Origin of the sequence: Bradyrhizobium zhengyangense, assembly GCF_022012435.1 — a bacterium.
Classification (GTDB): Bacteria; Pseudomonadota; Alphaproteobacteria; order Rhizobiales; family Xanthobacteraceae; genus Bradyrhizobium; species Bradyrhizobium zhengyangense.
On the sequence record NZ_JAKLUA010000009.1, the window covers coordinates 138,737 to 159,315 of the forward strand.

Here is a 20,579-nt window from a genome sequence, read left to right on the forward strand (position 1 = left end):
ATAGATTAGCGGGCGAATAAGTTCCGTTTTGCAATCGGGAAACGTCGGGGTGAAACCATTAGCACAAGATCTTGAGGTGTTTATCGTTGCGGCGCGGCGGGGAAGTTTTGCTGCGGCGGCGACAGAGTTAGGTGCGTCGCCTGCCTACGTCAGCAAGCGCGTCGCGCTACTTGAGCGGGCACTCGGACGCGTGTTGTTCCTGCGTACCGCTCGACAAGCGGTGCTCAGCAGCGATGGGGAAGTGTTGCTGTCCAAAGCGCAGCGCGTTCTCGATGCCTATGCGGATTTTGTAGCTGACGGTCCTGAGACCGATTCCGTCGCCCGCGGCAGCGTACGAATTACGGCAAGCTCGGGTATTGGCTGCAATCATGTCGCACCACTTGTATCGGAGTTGGCGCTCCTACACCCGGAATTGGATATTCGGCTGGAAATCGTCGATCGGAGCGTGGATCTGGTTGAGGAGAATGTCGACATTGACATTCGGGTCGGCAGGGTACGCGAGCCTCACTTGCTCGTGCATCCTATTGCGCAGGGAAGACGCATTCTCTGCGCGGCTCCCAGCTATCTCAATCGACGCGGCATGCCGGAGGAACTCGGCGATCTCGCTGGACATTCGTGCCTGGTCATGCGCGAACGTGACGAGGTGTTCGAGCGCTGGACTTTGCATGGTCCCATCGGGATGCGCACCATCAACGTCACCGCTGCCCTCTCCACCAACCATGGCGATATCATCCGCAATTGGGCGATTGCCGGCCGTGGGATAATGCTGCGTTCTTATTGGGACGTGGCCAAGGGGCTCGCGAATGGCCAATTAGTCCACGTGCTTCCCCTCTGGTGGCAGCCGGCTGATATATCTGCCGTCACCAAAGTCCGCTCAAGCAGTGTGTACCGATATTATCTTTGCGTCCGCTATATTCGCGAGCGGCTCCGTGACGGGCCATTCGCACTTGCCACAAAGCGATGGCCCGAGACTCCAGGTGAAACAGAGCTCACACTTGAGGAGGCTCCCGCGCTTCATGAGGCCTGAAACCGTGACTGAGTTTGCAGAGCGCCTTCGGGGCGATGCGCATGTCGCAGCCGGCATGGGCGGCCTTGTCGCCGAAAAGCTCACGCTGCGCCAGCTTTTCGAATCGTCCGACCTGTCGGCCCAGGAGTTTGCCGACGCGGTCGCAGCCTTTTTCAAACATGACCGTGCGGCTTTAGCCGACCTCTTGGCTGGGACGAGCTTGGTCGAACACTTCTCGCCTCGCTTCCTCCGGGAAATGACGATTTTTCCGTATCAGCTCGCGAATGGACGCGCCGTGATTGCCCTGTTCGATCCCACGGACACGGCAGCGATCAGCGCCGCGGAGATTGTACTCGGCCCCGCGGTAAAGGTCGCCATCGCGTCGTTTGAGGACATTGATACCGCGCTCTCTCAGCGCCTTAGCGAAGGCGAGACCACCGCAGCGAATAGGGATAATACCATCGCTGTCCGCGAGGAGGATATCGAAAGCCTCCGCGACCTAGCTAGCGGCGCGCCGGTCGTCCGTGCCGTCTCCGAATTGATCGAAAAGGCCGCCGAGCTTCGCGCCAGTGACATACACATTGAGCCTTTCAGGACGGAACTGGCAGTGCGTATGCGGGTTGATGGCCTGCTTCGCCATATCCCCTCACCATCCCATGTACTCCCACAGGCCATAGTCTCCCGCATCAAGATCCTGGCGGGTCTCAACATAGCCGAGCGCCGATTGCCTCAAGATGGCGCCGCGCGTGTCCAACTTGGGCGAGCTGAAATGGATTTGCGCGTCGCTATCATGCCGACGCAGCATGGTGAGTCTGCCGTCATTCGGCTTCTGCCCAAGGAGCGGGGACTCCTTGCGATCGAGAAGCTCGGCTTTGCGCCCGACGACGAAGCAAAGCTCCGCGCAGTCCTGACGCTCCCGCACGGTCTCATCGTGGTCACCGGACCAACCGGCAGCGGTAAAACCACGACGCTTGCGACCGTGCTCGGCCTCCTCAACGAATCCTCCCGGAAGATACTGACGATCGAGGATCCGGTAGAATACGAAATCAAGGGCATCAATCAGTCCCAGGTAAACTCTGCTATCGGCCTGACTTTCGCGAAGGCATTGCGCGCTTTCGTGCGGCAAGATCCGGATGTCATCATGGTGGGCGAGATCCGTGATGCCGAGACAGCGGAAGTAGCGATCCACGCTGCCCTGACCGGGCACCTCGTCCTGACCACGCTGCACACCGAAACCGCTGCGGCCGCCGTGCCGCGACTGCTGGACCTCGGCGTCGAGGCGTTTCTGTTGAGTTCAACCCTCCGTGCCGTGATCGCGCAGCGGCTGGTGCGGCAGCTTTGCGACCGGTGCAAAACAACGAGCCGGCTCGAGCACTCGGAGTTTGCGGCCGATCGGCGGTACGCCGCGATCGGCCTTCGGGTTGGTGATGAAGTTTACAAGGCAGGCCGATGCGAGCGTTGCGGCGGAACGGGCTACCGCGGCCGCGTTGGCCTGTTCGAGGTCCTTGAAGTGGCCGATGAGGTTCGTCAGCTGATGAATGCGCACTGCGACGCCGTGTCGATTGATCGAACAGCGGTTCGATCTGGAATGACCACCATGATCCAAGACGGCCTCGCGAAATGCCGAGCCGGCGTCACGTCGCCCGCGGAAGTTCTCCGCGTAACGACCATACGATAACGTGATGCAAACCTTTCGCTATCTAGCTATGACCCAGAGCGGTGAGCTCGTAAACGGTATGATCTCCGCGTCCACCGCGAAGGAAGTTTTCGCGCGTATCGAGTATCTCGGTCTCGTTCCGATCGAAACAGTCGCTCAGGACACTAAGGTTGCGGTCGCTCATATCGCTGCTGGTTTTCTTGGGCGACCACGCGCCGAAGACGTGACCATCTTTACACGTGATCTTTCTTTGCTGCTCAAGGCGGGCGCGAGGCTTGACGATGCACTGGAGTTGTTGTGCTCAGATGACGACATCGGCCGCCTGCGCCCGATTGTGAGTAAACTCCGCGTCGCAGTGCTTGCGGGCGAAAGCTTCGCTGAAGCCGTCGGCAAATATCCGAGTTGCTTTCCGCCTATCTATGCGGCGCTCGTGCAAGTCGGCGAAACGTCCGGGAAGCTCGGCCACCTTCTCGATATGCTGGCAAGCGAGCGCGCGCGCACGGAGGCCTTGCGCCGAAGAATTACTGATGCGCTGCAATATCCTGCATTCGTGTTGCTCGCTGCATCCTGCGTGCTGGCATTTTTTGTTCTCGTGGTACTGCCACAGTTCGGAGCTGTGTTGCGCGATTTCGGCGCCAAGCAGGACTCGCTGATTGTCACGGTGCTTGGCGTTTCTGAATGGACGCGCTCCAACGGTCTGGCGATTCTTGGAGTCGCAGGGGCCGCCATCTTTGCAGCCTATGCCGTCCTCCGCCGGCCCGTGATCCGGTTCCGGCTGCTCGCAACACTGATGCGATTGCCGGGCCCCAGTTCGATTTTTCGGGCCTACCAAACTGCGGTGTTCTGCCGCAATCTCGGCATCCTTGCTGGCAGTCAGGTACCTTTGACCACCACCCTGCGCATCCTCGTCGATATCATGTCCTTTTCGGGCGATGTTCCCGCCTGGACAACCGCGGCTGATCAAGTACGACACGGCGCGAAGCTTTCTGACGCCCTTTCCCAGTCAACGGTCTTGCCCATGATGGCGATCCGCATGATCCGCATTGGCGAAGAAACCGGCCAGCTGCCAATACTCGCCGGGCGCATCGCGGAGTTCTACGAAGCCAAGCTACAGAGGAGTCTTGACCGGCTCGTCGCCGTTATCGGACCGGCGGCCGTGATCGGCATTAGCGTGGTTGTCGGCGGTCTCATCGTTTCCATTATGACGGCCCTGCTGTCTATCACTCAACTCGTATCGTGATCTCAAAACAGCGAGCGCAAATGACGCTTATCTCATCCCGCGCAATGGCCTGGCGGCGGCGGTCGTTCGCAGCGGGCGAGAATGGATTCACCTTGGTCGAGATGCTGGTCGTCATTACGATCATCGGGCTGATCATGGGACTGATCGGCCCCCGCGTGTTGAACTATCTCGCTGAGTCCAAGGTCAAGACGGCCAAGATACAAATCCGCAGCCTCGCCAGTTCGCTCGATCTCATGTTTCTCGACACGGGACGCTATCCGTCATCTTCGGAAGGCCTTAACGCCCTGGTAAAACCCGCAGCTTCGATGGCCGGATGGCACGGTCCCTACATCGATGGAAATAGCCTACCGAACGACCCGTGGGGTAGGCCCTATGTTTACCGGTCGCCCAGTGGGAACGCCAAGTTTGAGATCATGTCCTACGGGGCTGACGGGCATGAGGGCGGTGCGGATTCTGCCGCCGATATCTCGTCAAACAGCAATGAGAAATAGCCCGGAAGCACAAAACGGATTTACTTTGCTTGAGATGGTCTGCGTGTTGTCCATCGTCGCAATGCTGGTCGGTATCCTTCTGCCACGGCTTTCGCCTGGAACGTCGCGGCCGCGGCTCGAGGCATCGGCACTCGAAATCGCGTCCCTATTGAAGATCGACCGGAACGCGGCAGTTAAGAGCGGGATGCGCGTGCTGACCAGAATCGACGCGAGCACCCGGCGCCTGCAATCAGGTTCGAACGGCAGCGTTCTCGTGGTACCGGACGATGTGACGCTGGACGCACTATTGCCACGGGATTGCGAAGGACGACCCGCCCTTTCGACCATAAGTTTTTTCCCGAGCGGGTTCTCGTGCGGTGGCACGCTTAGACTCTCGCGTCTGAATACTGTCTACGAAGTTCGTGTGAATTGGCTTACGGGGGGAATCGAGATTGTGCGCGTTCCGGCTGTGTAATGCCTCCCGCAGCGTCGCGGGGTTTACGATCGTCGAGGCATTGGCCGCTCTCGCGATCGCCACCGCCATGCTGGCGGCGATCGGCTCGCTCATGTCGACCAGCATAAAAGGCGCGCGGAGGATTGATGATCGCATGGTCTTGGTGGAGACGGCGCGCACTCTGGCGGCAGCATTGCCGCCGCGCGGCGACGCAACCACGGGCGTAACGTCGGGTGAACTCAACGGCATTGTCTGGCGCGTCGATATATCGCCCTTGCTCAGGACAGCGTCCGACAAGCAGCAATGGGTGCCGAAACGGGTCCGGATCCAGGTTAAATCTTCAGCAGGTACGAGCTTCGCCCTGGAAACTGCGCGTCTGGGCCGGAGGTCGCAGTGATAGCCCGGGATCACCTCTCCCAAGCCTTGCACCGCGCGAGTATCGCGGGGTTCACGCTGTTCGAAGCTCTCGCGGCGATCGTACTTATGGGGATTGTTGTTTTTTGTCTAAGCACAATCGCGACGCATTGGCTACCCAGCTGGGATCGTGGCCTGGCGCGCGCGCAACGCGCCGAGCTTATTGGCATCGCCCTTGACCGTTTAACCGCCGATCTTGCGGCATCGCAGTTCATTTCCGCCAACGGCGGAAGCAAAAAGCCGCTGTTCAACGGCACAGAAGGATCTGTCACTTTTGTGCGCACGGTTACAAGCCCCAACGCCAAGTCGGGCCTCGAGATCGTTAAAATCGAAACAATCAAGGACCCTACTGGTCTCGTCCTCATACGCTCTTCGAGGCCCTTCGTCTTGTTTGAAGGTGCGATTGACCCGTCTGGCTTTGGTAATCCCGTCGTCCTGCTGCGATCGCCCTATCGGGCCGAGTTCGCCTATGCGGGACCCGGCGGCGTGTGGAAGGCGAACTGGCTGAATGTCGGCCACTTGCCGGCCGCCATCCGCCTCACGGTCCAAGATCACACCCTTGGGGAGGCGAGGGTAATCTCGACCACGACGCTTATTCATGTTGACGCGCCTGCACTATGCATCAGCGGAAAGAGCACGGATTGCACGGGAGAGCCCGACACTAGTCCCGATACGGCTCCCGCAGCGGACTCTCTCGAGAGCCGTCGGACCTGAGGCCACAATGATATTTTGCAATCCGCAGGAAGGACACTTATCTGGGGGGCGGGAGGGCTTTATCCTCATTGCGGTCCTCTGGATGTTGATTGCACTCGCGACACTTGCGTCCATCTATTCGATTTACATAGGCAGTTCTTCCTGGTCGAGTTCGGTGATCGAGCGCCGTCTGCAAGCCGATCAATTGGTGTCAGCCAGCCTTAATCTCGCGACCCAACGCCTTGCTGTGGCAGACCAGCGCGATCGACCTACGCATGGCCACTTCAGCTTCCGGCTAGGCCAAGCCAACGCATCGGTCAGATTCGTTTCCGAAGCGGCCCGGCTCGATCTCAATCAGGCCCCGCGCGAACTACTATCGAGTTTCTTCATAGCGATCGGCGCATCGGAGGAGGATGCCCCGCGTTTTGCTGCGCGGATTGTTGGTTGGCGAGAGCGCTTAAGACCATCCGATCGCGCTAATGAAGCGCAGCTTTACCGCGCCGCCGGCCGCGGCTATGGACCGCGAGGCGCTCCCTTCGCACATGTAGGAGAGTTATGGTTAGTTCAAGGTCTGCCGCAGGTCATCATAGAACGAATGTTGCCTCTGGTGACCGTTTACAGCGGCAGGTCCGATATTAACGTCTTCGACGCGCCGCCCGAGCTTGTTGCGGCTTTGCCTGGCATGACCCTAGATCGTCTGAATGGTTTTCTTGGCCAACGGCAGCTCGTGGCTCCCAGTAAGGACGCTCTAGTCCGACTGCTCGGTTCAGATCAAACCGCCGCGACCGCCGATGCAAGTGACGCGTTCCGGCTGGACATAAAAATAGGGGGCGCAGGGGGATGGAATAGCTGTGCGGAAGCGGTCATCTTGCTACAGGGTCCGGACGATCCTTTTCATATCCTTGCCTGGGATGACAGTTTGCGCGGTGACTGTCGTCAGGGCATGGCAACGGCGAACCCGCCATGATCCTGTTTAATTCGATAGCGGCAGGCCTCGCTTCGTGGGTACAAGCCGTGGCGTCCGAAGTTTCATCGCTCTCGAACGGCTTGCGCCGACGCTCGCAGGTTCGGATGGTGGAATTCGAGAAGGATCAATTCACCCTTCATCTCGTGACCGACCCCAAAAACGCGAAAGCGCCTGACCACGCGCTCGCGGTCCTGGAGGGAGCGGTTGCTAGCCCAATCCCTCCAGCATGGAAGTTAGCTCTGACTGGAAGTCAGCTTGAACTTGTCCTTCACCCGGCGCGATTTCTGTTTCGCCCGCTGGATTTGCCGAGGCGCGCTGCCGAATATGCGGCGGGTGTCGTGAGGTCCCAAATCGACCGACTAACCCCGTGGGATGTGCAAGAAGCGGTCTATGGTTGGAGTGCTTCACCTGACGAGACTGGCGACCGCATTCAGCTGACAATCGCTGCCACGCCTCGCGCTAAGCTAACGCCCTTGCTCGATGCTATCGGATCGCTTGGGACTTGGTCAATCCTGGTCTCCACGTCACGTTCGAACGTGCCAATTAGGATCGTTGAGACACAAATACACGGACCGACCGATTTCCGTCGTGTTCGTACGTGCCTGATGGTAGTTCTGCTGTTAAGCGGCTTTGCTGCCACTTCGTCGCTTTGCATTTCAGCGCTCATTTCGGACGGTTTGGCCCTGAGACGGGAAGAACTCTCTCGAAAGATATCGGTGCTCACAAGAGCGTCGCAGAATGTTGTTGCCGAATCCGCTTTGCGAGAGCTCGAACAACAGAAGCGCAACACTCCTTCGCCCGTAATGGCGATTGAGGCGCTGTCGGATCTACTGCCAGACAACACGTTCCTAACGGAGCTGCGTATCGATCACGCGAAACTACAGATAGCGGGCCTTACGAGCGACGCCGCATCGCTCATCCGCCTGATCGAGCAGTCGCCCCAGTTTTCACACGCGATCTTCTTCGCTCCAACCACACGGTCTGAAGGAGCAACCAAAGAGCAATTCCACGTCGAGGCTCAAATCAACCCCGCATTCGCCGCTATCCATGAACCAGACCTACCGCATTAGACGCTACGTCAGCGCCATTCCGTTCGTTGCCACAATTTGTTACGCGGCAATGACGGGATTTCTATTGCTGATCACGGGCTGGACGGCGTTGGACCTGGCGGAACAGCATCGTACGCTGGCGAACGCGAACGAAATGTTCGACAGGTTGCAGTCACAACAGCGGGCGGCCCGCAGCACGAACGACGGGGCGCTCGCTGTGAGTCCACCAGTTGTCGAAGGTCCCACGGTCACAGTCGCGGCCGCCGTGGTGCTGCAGCACGTTTCTGCAGAAGCGACGCGGATGGGAAGCAACATCTTATCGTCGCAGGTCGATCTGCAGGACGCAGGAGCACAACACGGGATCGTCAGAGTCTCTGTCGATCTCGAGATCGAGCAGCCGGCCCTTCAAGGCCTCCTTTACGAGCTGGAGGCGGGATCGCCCTTCCTGTTCATCGATCAATTGGTCATACAGGTACCCGAGTCGTCGACAAGACACGCCGCGACGAAGGTGCGCGTCGCAATTGTCGTCTCCGGATGGTGGCGGAGTGTCAAATGAAGTGCCCCCTCACGATTCAAGCTCTCGCGCTGGCCTTCCTGATCTTGGCAGTCGAATCGGGGAGGCGGCCTGCCGAGGCGAGTCAGACTTCAACGGCTACTGGCCTGAATCCGCCAGTGTCGCCCACAATGGAGTACCTGCTTGCGAAGGAGCCATTCGAGGCTACCCGATCGGAGCATAATCCCATTGCCAAAGTCCCCCTTGCGCAGCTCAATAAAACGCAAGAGCGCCCGCTATTCTCTCCGTCACGCCGCCCTCCGTCTCTGCCGCCGCCGAACGCGCCCACTATCCCCGTTGTCGTCGCGGCTCCCAAGCCGCTCGAGCCTGAGCTTCCGCCATTTGAACTCGTGGGCACGATAACTGGGGGCGCCGACAGCATCGCCGTCTTTGTGAATCGCGCGACTGGCGAGACGGTGAAGTTGCGGCAGGATGAAGTTCAATCAGGATGGACGTTGCGCGACATCGGAGCGCGTGAAGCCACGCTTTCGAACGGCGAGAACATCAAGGTTCTGGCTCTCGCCTTGCCCGGCACGACCGCAGATCCGGCGCCTGTGGAAGCCAGCACCGCTTCAATACGGCATCCTGCGAAGCGTTAAGGGTAAATGCGATTATGTTAGCGGATCAATCGCAACCGCCAAGTGTGCCGCGCTGCGATGGGTCGCCTTCAGGTACACCGACACGACGATCTCGTAGCCGCTCGTGCCATTGCGTGCAATGCCGCAGACCCTACGTTGCAGCGCACAGAGGCAATTCATCTTGACAAGCAACACTTCGTGTCGCTCGACAACACACCTCAGATATTGATGTCCGTCATTCAGTCCCTAGCATCGCGAGAAAGCGCCTTATGAACCGCTTTTCGTTTGGCGCGGCTGGCGGGGGACTTTCAAACATCAATGGCCCGATCCGATCTGTCGCCTATCTACTCGGAAACACGAGCGAGGCTTTTCGAGATGGCGACCTTCACTCTAACGATTGAACAACCGAAAGAGGAACCTTTATATGTTACGCAGGAACTCAATCCCAACCAAGTGTGCCTTGGCTTTGGCCGCGACGCTCATGGCAGGTTCGGCGTTGTCGACCACGGCTCACGCAAACAATGGCGACTTGATCGCAGCGCGTCAGAAATTTTTCGGCGACGAGAACGTCGATCCCGAGTCCGGGCGGGTCAGTCCCGACAAGGTCATCTTGTCGTGGCTCTCGAATTCAACTCTGGCGGCTTCCATTGCCGGCCACGTTTTGCTTTTGGACACTTACGTCACTCGGCTCGAAGTTTCGCCGGGCCGCACGCCCTTCGTTATCGGCGATTTGGTTGCTCTCAAACCAGAAGGCCTTCTAATCGGGCATGGTCACTTCGATCACGCGGACAACGCGGCCTACATCGCTGCGATGACCGGCGCGAAACTCTACGCCACCGCGGAAACCTGCGTTGCCCTGCAAGCCGATTTCGCGCGCGAGCAGGCCGACCCGGCGATTCAAGGTAATCCGGCTACGGCGTTTCCTCACAAGGCGTCGATCTCCTGCAACACGGTCACGACGACCGGTTCGGTTCCCGGCACCCAAATTGTCAAACTGGACTTCCTGGAACCGGACGCCTGCGTAATCGCCTTCCGACACTTGCACTCGGTTGCAGTCCCGGTCGACCCGACCTGGCCGCGGGCACCTAATCCGTCCGTTTATTATGCGGTTGACCCGCGCGATCCGGGGCTGTTTCCGGCCGGAACGCCGCTTGCGCCCGGGAAAAGTGGGACGCTGCCTGGGCAGATCAACATTGCTACCAGCGGCAGTGGTGGTCCGGGTGGCCCTATTCCGCTGTTTTTCGATTTTGTGTTGCGCGAAGGTCGTCACTTCACCTTTGCTTGGTATAACTCGTCGGGAGCACTCAAAGAAGGATTGGGAAGCGGGTGGCCCAACGGCACGCCAGCTGACGGCCAGCGTATCACGAACATCCTGAAGAGTTTACCGGCCACCGATGTGGATGCCGGTACGATTGCGACAGCCAATTTCGATAACAATTCTTATCGTGATCCCTTCGCGTATATTCAAGCGCTGAACCCGAAGATCTTCATTCCGTTGCATCTGACCACCGGGTCGACCTTCAAGGAATCCATCTCGCCCGCCGTTTACGGCGGATACCTGGATCAAATTAAGCGCCTCGGCCTGACACTCGATCAATGGCCAGACACACGATGGCTCGTTGATCCCGAAGATTACGCAAAGCCCATCGTCTACGACATTCGGGACCCGCGCTGGGACAATCCAAAGAAGCTGCCCGCCATCAAGCATTATTGCGGTTCTGATCCAGACGACCACCACGACGACCACGGGAAGCCGTGACCACCGCGCCGACGGCTGCTCGAAAAGAGGAGCCGTCGCGCCCTTCCACGATCCGCGCGCCGGATGCAACTGAAATGATGCAATGAAACGCTCTCTGATTTGGTTCGTAATCGTCGCAACGCTGTGTGTGTGCATCCACGCAAGGCACGTCGACGCTCATCCGGATATATTGGTTCACATGCATGATGCGGTTATCTTTGATGGAAATGGCTCTATCAGCGGCGTCCGCGTATCTTGGACCTACGATAGGGAAACGTCGGTGACGGCATTGCGAAGTAGCGGCCTCAACGAAAGCGCCCCACACCTCGGGCGTGACCAGCTTGATCCGCTGGCCAGGGCGACGGTTAATTCGCTGCGCGCGTCTGACTTCTATACGTTCGCGCGCGTCAATGGCACCAAGCAGCCATTCGATGGCGCATCCGATTCATGGCTCGAGTGGGATGGATCGGTGCTAACATTGCATATGGCTCTCAACTTCAAGCAGCCCGTGAGCAACAGCAATTTCACGCTCGAGCTCTTCGATGAAACAGACGAGATCGAGTTCGATTTCCAAGAAGGAGACGCCGTCATCATGACGAAGGCACCCAAAGACTGCGCGCTCGTCGTCGCACGGCCAGGCGATGCCGCCGCTCAACGGGAACTTCTCGGCGATGCTTATCTCAATCCCAACGTTCAACCGGTCGGTTGGGATGCGCAATACTCAAACAAGGTTTCGGTGCGATGTCTAAGTTAGAGGCAATTACAGCCTTGCTCAACCGAATGAAGTCGCCGCTCGACGCTGAACAAGCTGTCTTATGAGCGATTTCGCGCGCGGAGACATTGCTTTGCAGAATTGTCACGGGCGAAACGAAAGTGTCGGTGCAGCGATATTGTTGCATGCGGCTTAGCCGTTGCGACAACAACATAAGGAGTAACGTCAATCATTGAGAAGATTGGGCGCCGCGCGGTTCACGCGCTCGACGATCTGCTCGCATTTGTAATGAAGACGCGAGAGAGTGAGAGGCTACGCGCTATGTTGACACGCCTGCACCGTTTGCGATGTGGCGCGAAGCTGAAGAAGACAATTGCCCTAGTTGCCGCGGGGGCTCTGACGGGATGCGGCGCGCCACTCACGTGGCAGGACACTCACACCAAACCTGACGTAATGGATGAGGTTCGTAATCAGGATCTGCTTCCCCGATTTCCGGAACGCACCGCAGAAGCCGATCTGCAAGGCACTGTCCGGCCAGGTCGCGCCCAACTCTTTTCGGCCGAGCCGGTCTCTTCTATGCAGGCAATCGTGGCCCCGGCGACGAGTACCGGCACCGGTCCCGGGTATGAACTGAATTTCGAAAACGCCACGATTGCGTCGGTTGCAAAAACTGTACTCGGCGACATCCTGAAGACGAGCTACACAATCGACCCGCGTGCTCAGGGCAATATCAATATTGCGTCGGGAAGGCCGGTTCCGAAGCAGGACTTGCTGTTCGTGTTCGAGAGTGCGCTCCGATTGGCAGGAGTCGCGCTCGTCCGCGACGGCGCCGCTTATCGAATTGTCCCACAGACAGAGGCACTCGCAGCCGGCAGTCTTGATTCGCAGCCTGCAAACGTGGAGCCGGGATTTGGCGTCTCTGTCGTGCCGCTTCAATACATATCGGCCGGGACGCTGATGCAGCTCCTGGATAGTTTTGCTACGAAGCCCGGTGCGGTTCGCGTGGATAAGGCTCGCAACATGCTGCTGGTTCAGGGCACAGGGCCCGAGCGTCGCACGGTCGTCGATACGGCTGTTGGTTTCGACGTTGATTGGATGCGGGGGCAGTCAGTCGGTATCTTTCCACTCCAGAACAGCGCTCCTGAGCCTGTCCTGACAGAACTCGAAAAAATCTTGAATTCAAAGGAAGGCGACGTTGGGCACGATCTTGTCAAGTTTCAGGTAATGGAGCGCCGCAACGCGATTTTGGCGGTAACCTCCAAGCCGCAGCTCCTGCGAACGGTCCAGACTTGGATTGGCCGACTCGACGCATCAGATCCTGCCCGTGTTGTTGTACATGTCCGCCGGGTCAAGTACGGCGACGCCCGGCAGCTCGCGAAAGTGCTCGGCGAAATCTTCGGCGGAGGCAGCTCAAATGCAACCGACAGCGCGGCGGGACAGGTCGCGCCTGGGAGCGGTTTGGTGAGGACATCGTCCAATGCCGACCGACTACCAGCCATCTCAACGACTTCCAGCTCCTCCACAAGCACAAAAGGCAATACTGATTTCGGCGGAGGCGCACTCGGGGGCGGATCGCGAACAGGGAACGACACTGGCGGCTCGGAGCTACAGAGCGCTGGCCTTAGCGGCAGGCCCGTGATGGAGGGGATTCGCATCGCAGCCGACGTTTCCACGAACTCCCTGCTTATCTATGCGAACGCTCAGAATTACCGGACCGTCGAACAGACCATACGCCAGCTCGACCAACCGCAGGCTCAAGTCGCGATCGATGCGACCATCGCTGAAGTTACGCTCAACAACAATCTGAGCTACGGGGTTCAATTTTTCATCCAAAGCAAAAACCTCGGTATGGCTCCCGATCGAGGCTCCGCCCTGAACGTCCCAAGCTCCCCCCCAGGACAGCAGTCGAGCGTCCTCAATGGCGTCGCATCCGCTTTCCTTAACCGCGCCTTCCCAGGCTTTAATTTCCTCGTCGGCCCTGAGGCGCAGCCCAACATGATCATAGATGCGCTGCACGCGGTGACAGATGTCAAGATATTATCGAACCCTTCGCTGGTTGTGATCGACAATCAGGTCGGCACACTACTCGTTGGGAACGAGATCCCGGTATCGACCGGCACCGGCAACGTTCTCAATTCGGCGACCGGCACCAACAACACGATCATCAACTCAATCGACTATCGCAACACCGGCATTATCTTGCGCGTCATTCCTCGGGTTAGTCCCGACGGCAACGTGCGCCTCGATATCGAGCAAGAAATCAGTCAGGCGACGAACGCGACCGCGAACTCGCTCACGCCGACCGTCTCGCAACGCAAAGTGAAGAGCTCTGTCGCCGTGCCGAACGGGCAAACCGTACTCTTGGCAGGCCTCATTCAGGAAAACACTGAAGTCGATCGTGGTGGGATTCCGGTTCTCGACGAGATACCGAAAATTGGCGACCTCCTGTCGCACCAGAACAAGACGACGACCCGGACCGAGCTCATTATCTTCATCCGTCCGCAAGTCATTCGGGACAGCATTGCCGCCCACTACGTCGCCGAGGAGTTTCGGGCAAAGCTGCGCGGAACGGTCGAGTCCCTTCCTTCCAAGGGAAGACAACCGCCACTACTTCAATGAAGGAGCAACGAGGAAAATGCCGGAACGCCTCTCGCGTTGCTCGCAAAAGTTTCTCACGTTCCGAGCACCGACCCACGTCACGGTCACGGCGGCATTCGTCCTCTGCGCCGTCTGCATGGCGACGAGCGTCGCAGCGGATCCGAGCTCCGCAGGCCTCCTCGGGGCGGCATTCTCCGCCGTTGCCATCGCAATCGCCGTTATAGATGCGCGACTCTTCGTAATACCAGACGAACTGACCATCCTGGCGCTTGTACTCGGATTGGCAAACGTGTTCGTGCAACCTCCAGACTGGATGGTGCCGACGCTCGCGACGGCAGCATCGCGCGGAGCGGCATTAGCCGCGATGTTCTGGCTATTGCGCATCGCCTACAGGTCCGTCCGTCTGCGCGACGGCATCGGGTTGGGGGACGTCAAACTCGCCGGCGTTGCTGGAGTCTGGCTCGATTGGAATCTGATTCCAATCGCAATCGAGGTCGCGGCCGGATCAGCTTTAATCGCCTGCGGAATTGCGGCGCTTCTCCGTCGCGACAGCATCCAAGCCATCACCCGGCTGCCGTTCGGTCTGTTCTTCGCGCCAGCCATTTGGGTCACATGGCTGATATGGAAGGTCTGGTGAGGTTCGAATGATCGTTGCAGATTGCAAATCGACTCGGGAACATCTATGAAGAATGCACGCCCCCTGATCGGAACTTTGTTCCTCACACTGTGGACTATCGGCAACGTGTTCGGCGCCGAACTCTCCGAAAACGGGCGCTCATTCGCGCGGCGACATGTTTCGGCGGCGGGCGGTGCGATTGAAGCATGCCGGTCCGCTCGAGCCGCAGCTGTCTTGGGCTTCAGGCACGAACATGGCTTCAATGTCCCGCAGTCCTACGAGATAGCCGCGGCGTATTACCACACGGCAGCCGCATGCGGTGATCCGACAGGCCAATATTTGTTCGGCCTCTCCTACGATAAGGGGCATGGCGTTGCGCAGGATGGCGTTCTTGCGTACATGTGGCTGAATTTGGCTGCCGCCCACGCTCCTCAGCTACGGCGCCCGTATTACCTTCGAACAAGAGACGCGGTAGCCAATAATCTCACGCCTGCACAACTCAGCCAAGCTCAATGGCTAGCCATTCAATGGCGGCCCGGAACGGCACCTTAATCCCACTTTTCGAGGTTCCGACCAGGCCTTCTTCGATCATGTGCGAATGGTGCTAGCCGTCGCTTTTCGCGGCGCAGCTAGGATGCATCTGTAGACTCTCGGTTCGGCGGCGTGGCGGTCGACGTCGGTTCTGATCTGCTCGGGTTCGGCGCACGAGCCACCGGTCTTGCGCGCCTTCTGCTCAATTCCTTCGCTCGGAATAGCGAAATTCACAGCGAGCAGATCATTGCCGTGCCTTCTTAAGTTACGCCTTGCTTGCGTATTCACGTGGAGCCAGCCCGGCAATTTGGCTATAAAATGCGGAAAGTCAGTCCCATGGGCGGGTGACAAGGTCTGCCGGAGTTGCCGCCCCGGCGCCGAGCGGTTTTGGCGGTCCCAATCCGTCCAACATGATTGCATCGCCTTCCGGCGGCACCAACCTACTCCGCATGCGCCGGCTCGGGCTGTCCTGTGTTCGTGCTGAATTCGTTACTGGGCGTCGTTGCCGAGTAAGAACTCTGCGGCGTAGCACTATATATATCGCGTCAGGGCCCAGAGTTGTGTTACCGCACACAGTTCGAGGGGATGACGGAGCGTGCGCGGTAAGACCCTCACGATCCATATTCGGCCGCAGCCAGTCCAAGAAGGATAGCCAGCACGAAACTTCTTGGGCATCGTTTGAACGCGGCTGCTGGAAGTCGCCTGAGTTGCCGATGCGAAGCGCGGGCCCCCGAGCCCTAGAGACCGATCCGGTCACGTCTTGTACAAGCTATACAGATTGGATTCGAAGCTCGCTTCTGCGACCCTGAACCAGGTCACGATGTCCTCACGAAACTTCAGCCATTCGCTGTAGATCTTGCGAAACTCGGCATTCTTCTCCGTCTCTTCGGCGTAGAGCGAGAATGCCGCGCGATAGCCGCCCTCCATGATCTCGCGCGAGAATGGCCTGAGCTCGGTGCCGTTTGCGATCAGCCGACGCAGCGGCGCCATGTTGCTGGCGTCGTAATGCGACAGCATGTCCCAGGAGGCCTCCGCGGCGGCCACCTCGAATGCCCGCTGATAATGAGCAGGCAAGGCCGACCAAGCCTTCGCTCCTACATAGAAGGCCAACTGCCCCGTGCAATCCCACCAGCCCGGGTAATAGTAATATTTTGCGACTTTGTTGAAGCCCAGCTTCTCGTCATCGTAGGGGCCGACCCATTCGACCGCGTCAATCGTGCCTCTTTCTAGTGCAGCATAGGTGTCGCCGCCGGCAATGTTCTGAGGAACGACGCCGAGGCGTGCGACCACGTCGCCCGCAATGCCGGGGATGCGCATCTTGAGGCCCTTCAGATCATTGAGCGTATTGACCTCGCGGCGAAACCAACCGCCCATCTGCACGCCCGTGCTGCCGCCGGGAAAGTTCACGACGCCGTAGGACTTGAAGAACTCCCTGAACAGTTCGAGCCCGCCGCCGCGATACATCCACGACAGATGCTGGCGTGGCGTCATTCCGAACGGCAGCCCGGTGTCGATCGCAAACGCCTTGTTCTTGCCGCTGTAGTAGATCGATGCCGTGTGTCCTATCTCGACCGTTTCGCTCTGCACGGCATCGAGTACCTGCAGGCCTGGCACGATTTCCCCGGGGCCGAACACCTGAATCTGGAAGCCGCCATCCGTCATCTCCTCGACGTGCTTGGCAAGGCGAACGGCGATACCGTGAATGGTGTCGAGGTTCTTGGGATAGCTGGACGCCAGGCGCCAGCGGATCGTGGCCTTTTGCGCTCGGACGACAGAGGGGGCGGTCAGCGGCAACAGGCCGACCGCGGCAACTCCAACAATAGCTCGACGGGTCTTCATGGTTCCACCCTGGTTCTTTATGATTGTTGATTGTCGTAGGTTGGATCGCTGACGGCGTGCCCGCTCCTCCGGCGCGCCGTCCGCCAATCTAGAGCTTCCGTTCCATCACGGCATCGAAATTGGTGACGGGCGGAAAGGCTTCCTTGTCGATGACGACGTCGATCACGAACGGATTGGATGCCTTCATTGCGACCGCCATGGCTGCCACAAATTCCTCGCGATTGGTGGCGCGTGCGCCCCTTGCACCCAGCGCGATTCCGGCCGCGGCGAAGTCGACGCGCCCGAAATCGTTCGCTTCCGCAACCACATTTCCCTTCCAGCGATATTTCTCGTGATATTCGAAGGCGAGCGCGCTGTTGTTCATGACGATGATCACGACCGGCAGCCTGTAGCGAACCGCCGTCTCGACATCAGCCAGGTGATAGCCGGCGCCGCCGTCGCCGGTAATGCATACCACCTTCTCCGATCGCGCGATCTGGACGCCGAGCGAGGCGGGGAGCGCCCAGCCGAGCGATCCGACTGCGCGGAAGAAGGCGTCGTAACGCAGCGTCGGGAACAGCACGCCGGTCCAGGCAGCCATGTAACCTGTGTCTGCGACCAGCGTGATCTCGCTGCCATAGCGGGAGAGCTCGTCGAGCACCGAAAGCGGGGAGAGGGCCGTGTTGCCACCTGACGCAGCGAGTTGTTCGCGGTGATTAGCTGTCCATTTATCAGTATCGCGGCGGCAGCGGTCCAGCCAGGCGGACGATGTCCGCAAATTCTGCTGTTTAACGAGGTCAAGTAGGTCGGTGAGGAAGATCTTGATGTCGGCGCGGACACCGAGGCGTGGCGCGTAGGTGTTAATGAGGGAAGCCGGATCATGGTCGATCTGGATCACGGTCGCCTTGCGGCTCGGCAAAGTGTAGCCGTTGGTTGCCAGTCCGCCCAATCGGGTCCCGAGAGCGAGGGCGCAATCGGCCTCTGCCACGAGCTTGTTGGCGCTCACCGAGGAATAGCGTCCGACGATGCCGCAGAAATTCGGGTGTGACGTCAGAATGGCCGGCTTGCCGCCAGCCGTGGCGACGATCGGGATGCCCGCAAGGTCCGACAGCAGTGCCAGTTCGGCCCACGCGCCGGCAAGCCGCACGCCCTCGCCGACAAACAGAACCGGGCGCTCCGCGCGCTTGAGGAGGTCGAGCGCCGTAGCAACCTCGGTGCCGAGCGCACGCACCTTGCTGGCGGCATTTGAGTAGGAACGTTCTAGCCGGTTCGCGGTTTGCGGGTCCCCGGGCAGCGCGAAGAAATTCTTCGGCACGTCGAGATGGGTGGGTCCGCATGTCGGTGTCGCCGCGATGTGAAGCGCCTGCGAGACGAGACTCCCAGTCATCTCAGGAGCGGCGACGGCACCGTTCCACTTCGTGACGGGCTGGAAAATGACATGTTGGTCGAGGTCCTGATACTCGTTCATGTGCAGGGCTTGCGTCGCGGTCGCTCCTGTCAGCGCGAATACCGGCGATTGGGCCCAGACGGCATCTGCCAGTGCGGCCGCGACGTTGGCGGCGCCGGGCCCGGCCTGCCCATAGGCCGGCGCGACGCGGCCGCTGGCGCGGGCATAACCGTCCGCCATGTAGACCGCGCTGGCCTCGCTGCGTGCGACCACCATTCGAATTCCGGCATCGCGAAGCGCGATCCACAACGGCTGGTCGCCGCCGGTGAGGAGGAAGAAGTTCTCGACACCGGCATGCTTTAGCGCAGCGGTGATGTCGGTGGCCACGTTGTTTGTCATTCTAGTCCTCCCCGCGCGGGTTCGTCGACCTGCAACGTCAATAAAGTATGTCATACCGTATTATTGCAAAAGATATTTTGTCAAACCTCCCTCAGGGCGCGTAGTAAGCAATAGCTTGACCTCACTAAAAGCCAATAATACGATATTATGATTCCAGATATTTATGCTGCAGGGAGGCGTTCCGTGAAGAAGTACCAGATGTATATCGGTGGAAAGTGGGAGGATCCGGCCTCGGGCGAGTGGTTCGAGACCATGAATCCCTACACCGCCGAGCCATGGGCGTTGATCCCGCGCGGCAATGCCGAGGATGCCGCGCGCGCAGTCCAGGCGGCGCATCGGGCGATGAATGTGGGGCCGTGGCCCAAGCTGAATGCAACGCAGCGCGGCGCGCTGATGCGCAAGCTGGGGGACCTGATCGCGGCGAATGCAGAGCGGCTCGCCGAGATCGAAGTGAGGGACAACGGCAAGCTGATCAGCGAGATGCGAGGGCAGCTCAATTACATTCCGCAATGGTACTATTACTTCGGCGGCCTCGCGGACAAGATTCAGGGCTCGGTCATCCCGATCGACAAGCCCAACATGTTCACCTACACCAAGCACGAGCCGGTCGGCGTCGTCGTCGGTATCATCCCCTGGAATTCGCCGTTGATGCTGGTCGCCTGGAAGCTTGCGCCGGCGCTGGCGGCCGGAAATACCGTGGTGCTCAAGCCCTCGGAATTCACCTCCGCATCGCTCCTCGAGATGATGGCGCTGGTGGAGGAGGCGGGCTTCCCCCCTGGGGTCATCAACGTGGTTACCGGCTTTGGCAATGAGGTCGGGCCGGCGCTGGTCGAGCATCCTCAGGTCGCCAAGGTCGCGTTCACCGGCTCCGATGCCACCGGCCAGAAGATCTACAAGGGCGCTGCGCGCGGCCTGAAACGCGTCAGCCTGGAGCTGGGCGGCAAGTCGCCCAATATCGTGTTCGACGACGCCAATCTCGACAATGCGGTCAACGGCGCCATTGCCGGAATCTTCGCGGCCGTCGGGCAGGCGTGCATCGCCGGTTCGCGAATGCTGGTACAGGAATCTGTCCACGACGCCTTCGTCGAAAAGCTCCTGAAGGCGGCGGCCACGATCAAGATGGGCGATCCAATGCAGAACGAAACACAGGTCGGGCCGGTCGCCAACCGGCCGCAGTTCGACAAGGTCCTCGCCTATATGGAGATCGGCAAGAAGGATGGCGCGCATCTGGCACTCGGAGGCGATCGTGCCCATCGGCCGGAATGCGGCAAGGGTCTCTTCGTCGAGCCCACGGTCTTCACCGGCGTCAAGAACAGCATGAGGATCGCGCAGGAGGAGGTGTTCGGCCCGATCCTGTCCGTGATCCCATTTCGCGATGAGGAGGAAGCCGTCGAGATCGGCAACGACATCCTCTTTGGTCTGGCCGCAGGCGTCTGGACGCAGAACATGAAGCGCGCCCATGTCATGGCTGACCGGCTAAAGGCCGGCATGGTCTGGGTCAATACCTACCGCACGGTGAGCTACATGGCCCCGTTCGGCGGTTACAAGCGCAGCGGTCTCGGTCGCGAAAACGGCATCGAGGCCATCAACGAATACATGCAGACCAAGACCGTCTGGATGAGCAGCGGCGACGAGCCCTATCCGTTCGTGCTGCGATAAATCGCTGAGTTAGGTGATCCAGGGCGCATCGTCTCGGGAT

Annotated in this window: 19 protein-coding genes; 17 read left to right on the forward strand and 2 right to left on the reverse strand. The window is 59.4% G+C overall.

Features of this window, described 5'->3' with window-relative positions:
- Positions 1–49: 49 nt before the first annotated feature.
- The 16 genes from L6637_RS25830 (at position 50) to L6637_RS25905 (ending at position 15,297) form a co-directional block, all read left to right on the forward strand.
- Positions 50–1,027 (forward strand): LysR substrate-binding domain-containing protein, encoded by a 978-nt coding sequence (locus L6637_RS25830; RefSeq protein WP_128930062.1) that lies wholly within the window; start codon positions 50–52, stop codon positions 1,025–1,027.
- Positions 1,017–2,684 carry a GspE/PulE family protein gene (locus L6637_RS25835; RefSeq protein WP_128930063.1) on the forward strand — a complete coding sequence of 556 codons (1,668 nt, stop codon included), beginning with the start codon at positions 1,017–1,019 and terminating at the stop codon, positions 2,682–2,684. Before L6637_RS25830 ends, L6637_RS25835 begins: the two co-directional genes overlap by 11 nt.
- Positions 2,685–2,688: 4 nt before the next feature.
- The gene (locus L6637_RS25840; RefSeq protein WP_128955146.1) at positions 2,689–3,903 is read left to right on the forward strand and encodes a type II secretion system F family protein; all 1,215 of its coding nucleotides are present in this window, start codon (positions 2,689–2,691) and stop codon (positions 3,901–3,903) included.
- Positions 3,904–3,923: 20 nt separating this feature from the next.
- Positions 3,924–4,394, forward strand: coding sequence for a type II secretion system major pseudopilin GspG (gspG, locus tag L6637_RS25845; RefSeq protein WP_128930065.1), 471 nt, complete (start codon positions 3,924–3,926; stop codon positions 4,392–4,394).
- Positions 4,384–4,848, forward strand: a complete 465-nt coding sequence (locus L6637_RS25850) for a GspH/FimT family pseudopilin (protein WP_128930066.1) — start codon at positions 4,384–4,386, stop codon at positions 4,846–4,848. Before gspG ends, L6637_RS25850 begins: the two co-directional genes overlap by 11 nt.
- The gene (locus L6637_RS25855) at positions 4,826–5,224 is read left to right on the forward strand and encodes a general secretion pathway protein GspI (RefSeq protein WP_128930067.1); all 399 of its coding nucleotides are present in this window, start codon (positions 4,826–4,828) and stop codon (positions 5,222–5,224) included. The genes L6637_RS25850 and L6637_RS25855 overlap by 23 nt, the downstream gene beginning before the upstream one ends.
- A complete protein-coding gene (locus tag L6637_RS25860) occupies positions 5,221–5,955 on the forward strand; it encodes a general secretion pathway protein GspJ (RefSeq protein WP_128930068.1) in 735 nt (244 codons plus the stop codon). Before L6637_RS25855 ends, L6637_RS25860 begins: the two co-directional genes overlap by 4 nt.
- A gap of 82 nt (positions 5,956–6,037) precedes the next feature.
- On the forward strand, positions 6,038–6,901 hold the full coding sequence (locus L6637_RS25865) for a type II secretion system minor pseudopilin (RefSeq protein ID WP_164933593.1): 864 nt from the start codon (positions 6,038–6,040) through the stop codon (positions 6,899–6,901).
- Positions 6,898–7,971 carry a PilN domain-containing protein gene (locus tag L6637_RS25870; RefSeq protein ID WP_128930070.1) on the forward strand — a complete coding sequence of 358 codons (1,074 nt, stop codon included), beginning with the start codon at positions 6,898–6,900 and terminating at the stop codon, positions 7,969–7,971. Before L6637_RS25865 ends, L6637_RS25870 begins: the two co-directional genes overlap by 4 nt.
- On the forward strand, positions 7,949–8,506 hold the full coding sequence (gene gspM / locus L6637_RS25875) for a type II secretion system protein GspM (protein ID WP_128930071.1): 558 nt from the start codon (positions 7,949–7,951) through the stop codon (positions 8,504–8,506). Before L6637_RS25870 ends, gspM begins: the two co-directional genes overlap by 23 nt.
- Positions 8,503–9,102, forward strand: coding sequence for a hypothetical protein (locus L6637_RS25880; protein ID WP_128930072.1), 600 nt, complete (start codon positions 8,503–8,505; stop codon positions 9,100–9,102). Before gspM ends, L6637_RS25880 begins: the two co-directional genes overlap by 4 nt.
- A 460-nt stretch (positions 9,103–9,562) precedes the next feature.
- Positions 9,563–10,840 (forward strand): MBL fold metallo-hydrolase, encoded by a 1,278-nt coding sequence (locus L6637_RS25885; RefSeq protein WP_128955148.1) that lies wholly within the window; start codon positions 9,563–9,565, stop codon positions 10,838–10,840.
- 82 nt (positions 10,841–10,922) lie between these two features.
- On the forward strand, positions 10,923–11,573 hold the full coding sequence (locus L6637_RS25890) for a DUF1007 family protein (RefSeq protein WP_128930074.1): 651 nt from the start codon (positions 10,923–10,925) through the stop codon (positions 11,571–11,573).
- A gap of 279 nt (positions 11,574–11,852) precedes the next feature.
- On the forward strand, positions 11,853–14,150 hold the full coding sequence (gspD, locus tag L6637_RS25895; RefSeq protein WP_128955149.1) for a type II secretion system secretin GspD: 2,298 nt from the start codon (positions 11,853–11,855) through the stop codon (positions 14,148–14,150).
- 16 nt (positions 14,151–14,166) lie between these two features.
- Positions 14,167–14,766 carry a prepilin peptidase gene (locus L6637_RS25900; RefSeq protein WP_128930076.1) on the forward strand — a complete coding sequence of 200 codons (600 nt, stop codon included), beginning with the start codon at positions 14,167–14,169 and terminating at the stop codon, positions 14,764–14,766.
- 45 nt (positions 14,767–14,811) lie between these two features.
- Positions 14,812–15,297: an SEL1-like repeat protein gene (locus L6637_RS25905; protein ID WP_128930077.1), complete on the forward strand. Its 486-nt coding sequence runs from the start codon at positions 14,812–14,814 to the stop codon at positions 15,295–15,297.
- A gap of 732 nt (positions 15,298–16,029) precedes the next feature.
- Here the strand turns inward: L6637_RS25905 and L6637_RS25910 are convergent.
- A complete protein-coding gene (locus tag L6637_RS25910) occupies positions 16,030–17,115 on the reverse strand; it encodes a TRAP transporter substrate-binding protein (RefSeq protein ID WP_128930203.1) in 1,086 nt (361 codons plus the stop codon).
- A gap of 88 nt (positions 17,116–17,203) precedes the next feature.
- A complete protein-coding gene (locus L6637_RS25915; RefSeq protein ID WP_128930079.1) occupies positions 17,204–18,934 on the reverse strand; it encodes a thiamine pyrophosphate-binding protein in 1,731 nt (576 codons plus the stop codon).
- A gap of 129 nt (positions 18,935–19,063) precedes the next feature.
- Here L6637_RS25915 and L6637_RS25920 point away from each other — a divergent pair, with 129 nt between their 5' ends.
- Positions 19,064–20,539, forward strand: coding sequence for an aldehyde dehydrogenase (locus L6637_RS25920; RefSeq protein WP_128955150.1), 1,476 nt, complete (start codon positions 19,064–19,066; stop codon positions 20,537–20,539).
- The last annotated feature ends 40 nt before the right edge of the window (positions 20,540–20,579 follow it).

What these genes read in the sequence shown, in the direction of transcription:
- L6637_RS25915 (WP_128930079.1), bottom strand. Translation starts at nt 18,934, where the DNA reads ATGACATACTTTATTGACGTTGCAGGTCGACGAACCCGCGCGGGGAGG.
- L6637_RS25905 (WP_128930077.1), top strand. Translation starts at nt 14,812, where the DNA reads ATGAAGAATGCACGCCCCCTGATCGGAACTTTGTTCCTCACACTGTGG.
- L6637_RS25880 (WP_128930072.1), top strand. Translation starts at nt 8,503, where the DNA reads ATGAAGTGCCCCCTCACGATTCAAGCTCTCGCGCTGGCCTTCCTGATC.
- L6637_RS25865 (WP_164933593.1), top strand. Translation starts at nt 6,038, where the DNA reads ATGTTGATTGCACTCGCGACACTTGCGTCCATCTATTCGATTTACATA.
- L6637_RS25890 (WP_128930074.1), top strand. Translation starts at nt 10,923, where the DNA reads ATGAAACGCTCTCTGATTTGGTTCGTAATCGTCGCAACGCTGTGTGTG.
- L6637_RS25885 (WP_128955148.1), top strand. Translation starts at nt 9,563, where the DNA reads ATGGCAGGTTCGGCGTTGTCGACCACGGCTCACGCAAACAATGGCGAC.
- L6637_RS25850 (WP_128930066.1), top strand. Translation starts at nt 4,384, where the DNA reads ATGAGAAATAGCCCGGAAGCACAAAACGGATTTACTTTGCTTGAGATG.
- gspD (WP_128955149.1), top strand. Translation starts at nt 11,853, where the DNA reads ATGTTGACACGCCTGCACCGTTTGCGATGTGGCGCGAAGCTGAAGAAG.
- gspG (WP_128930065.1), top strand. Translation starts at nt 3,924, where the DNA reads ATGACGCTTATCTCATCCCGCGCAATGGCCTGGCGGCGGCGGTCGTTC.
- gspM (WP_128930071.1), top strand. Translation starts at nt 7,949, where the DNA reads ATGAACCAGACCTACCGCATTAGACGCTACGTCAGCGCCATTCCGTTC.
- L6637_RS25910 (WP_128930203.1), bottom strand. Translation starts at nt 17,115, where the DNA reads ATGAAGACCCGTCGAGCTATTGTTGGAGTTGCCGCGGTCGGCCTGTTG.
- L6637_RS25840 (WP_128955146.1), top strand. Translation starts at nt 2,689, where the DNA reads ATGCAAACCTTTCGCTATCTAGCTATGACCCAGAGCGGTGAGCTCGTA.
- L6637_RS25835 (WP_128930063.1), top strand. Translation starts at nt 1,017, where the DNA reads ATGAGGCCTGAAACCGTGACTGAGTTTGCAGAGCGCCTTCGGGGCGAT.
- L6637_RS25900 (WP_128930076.1), top strand. Translation starts at nt 14,167, where the DNA reads ATGCCGGAACGCCTCTCGCGTTGCTCGCAAAAGTTTCTCACGTTCCGA.
- L6637_RS25870 (WP_128930070.1), top strand. Translation starts at nt 6,898, where the DNA reads ATGATCCTGTTTAATTCGATAGCGGCAGGCCTCGCTTCGTGGGTACAA.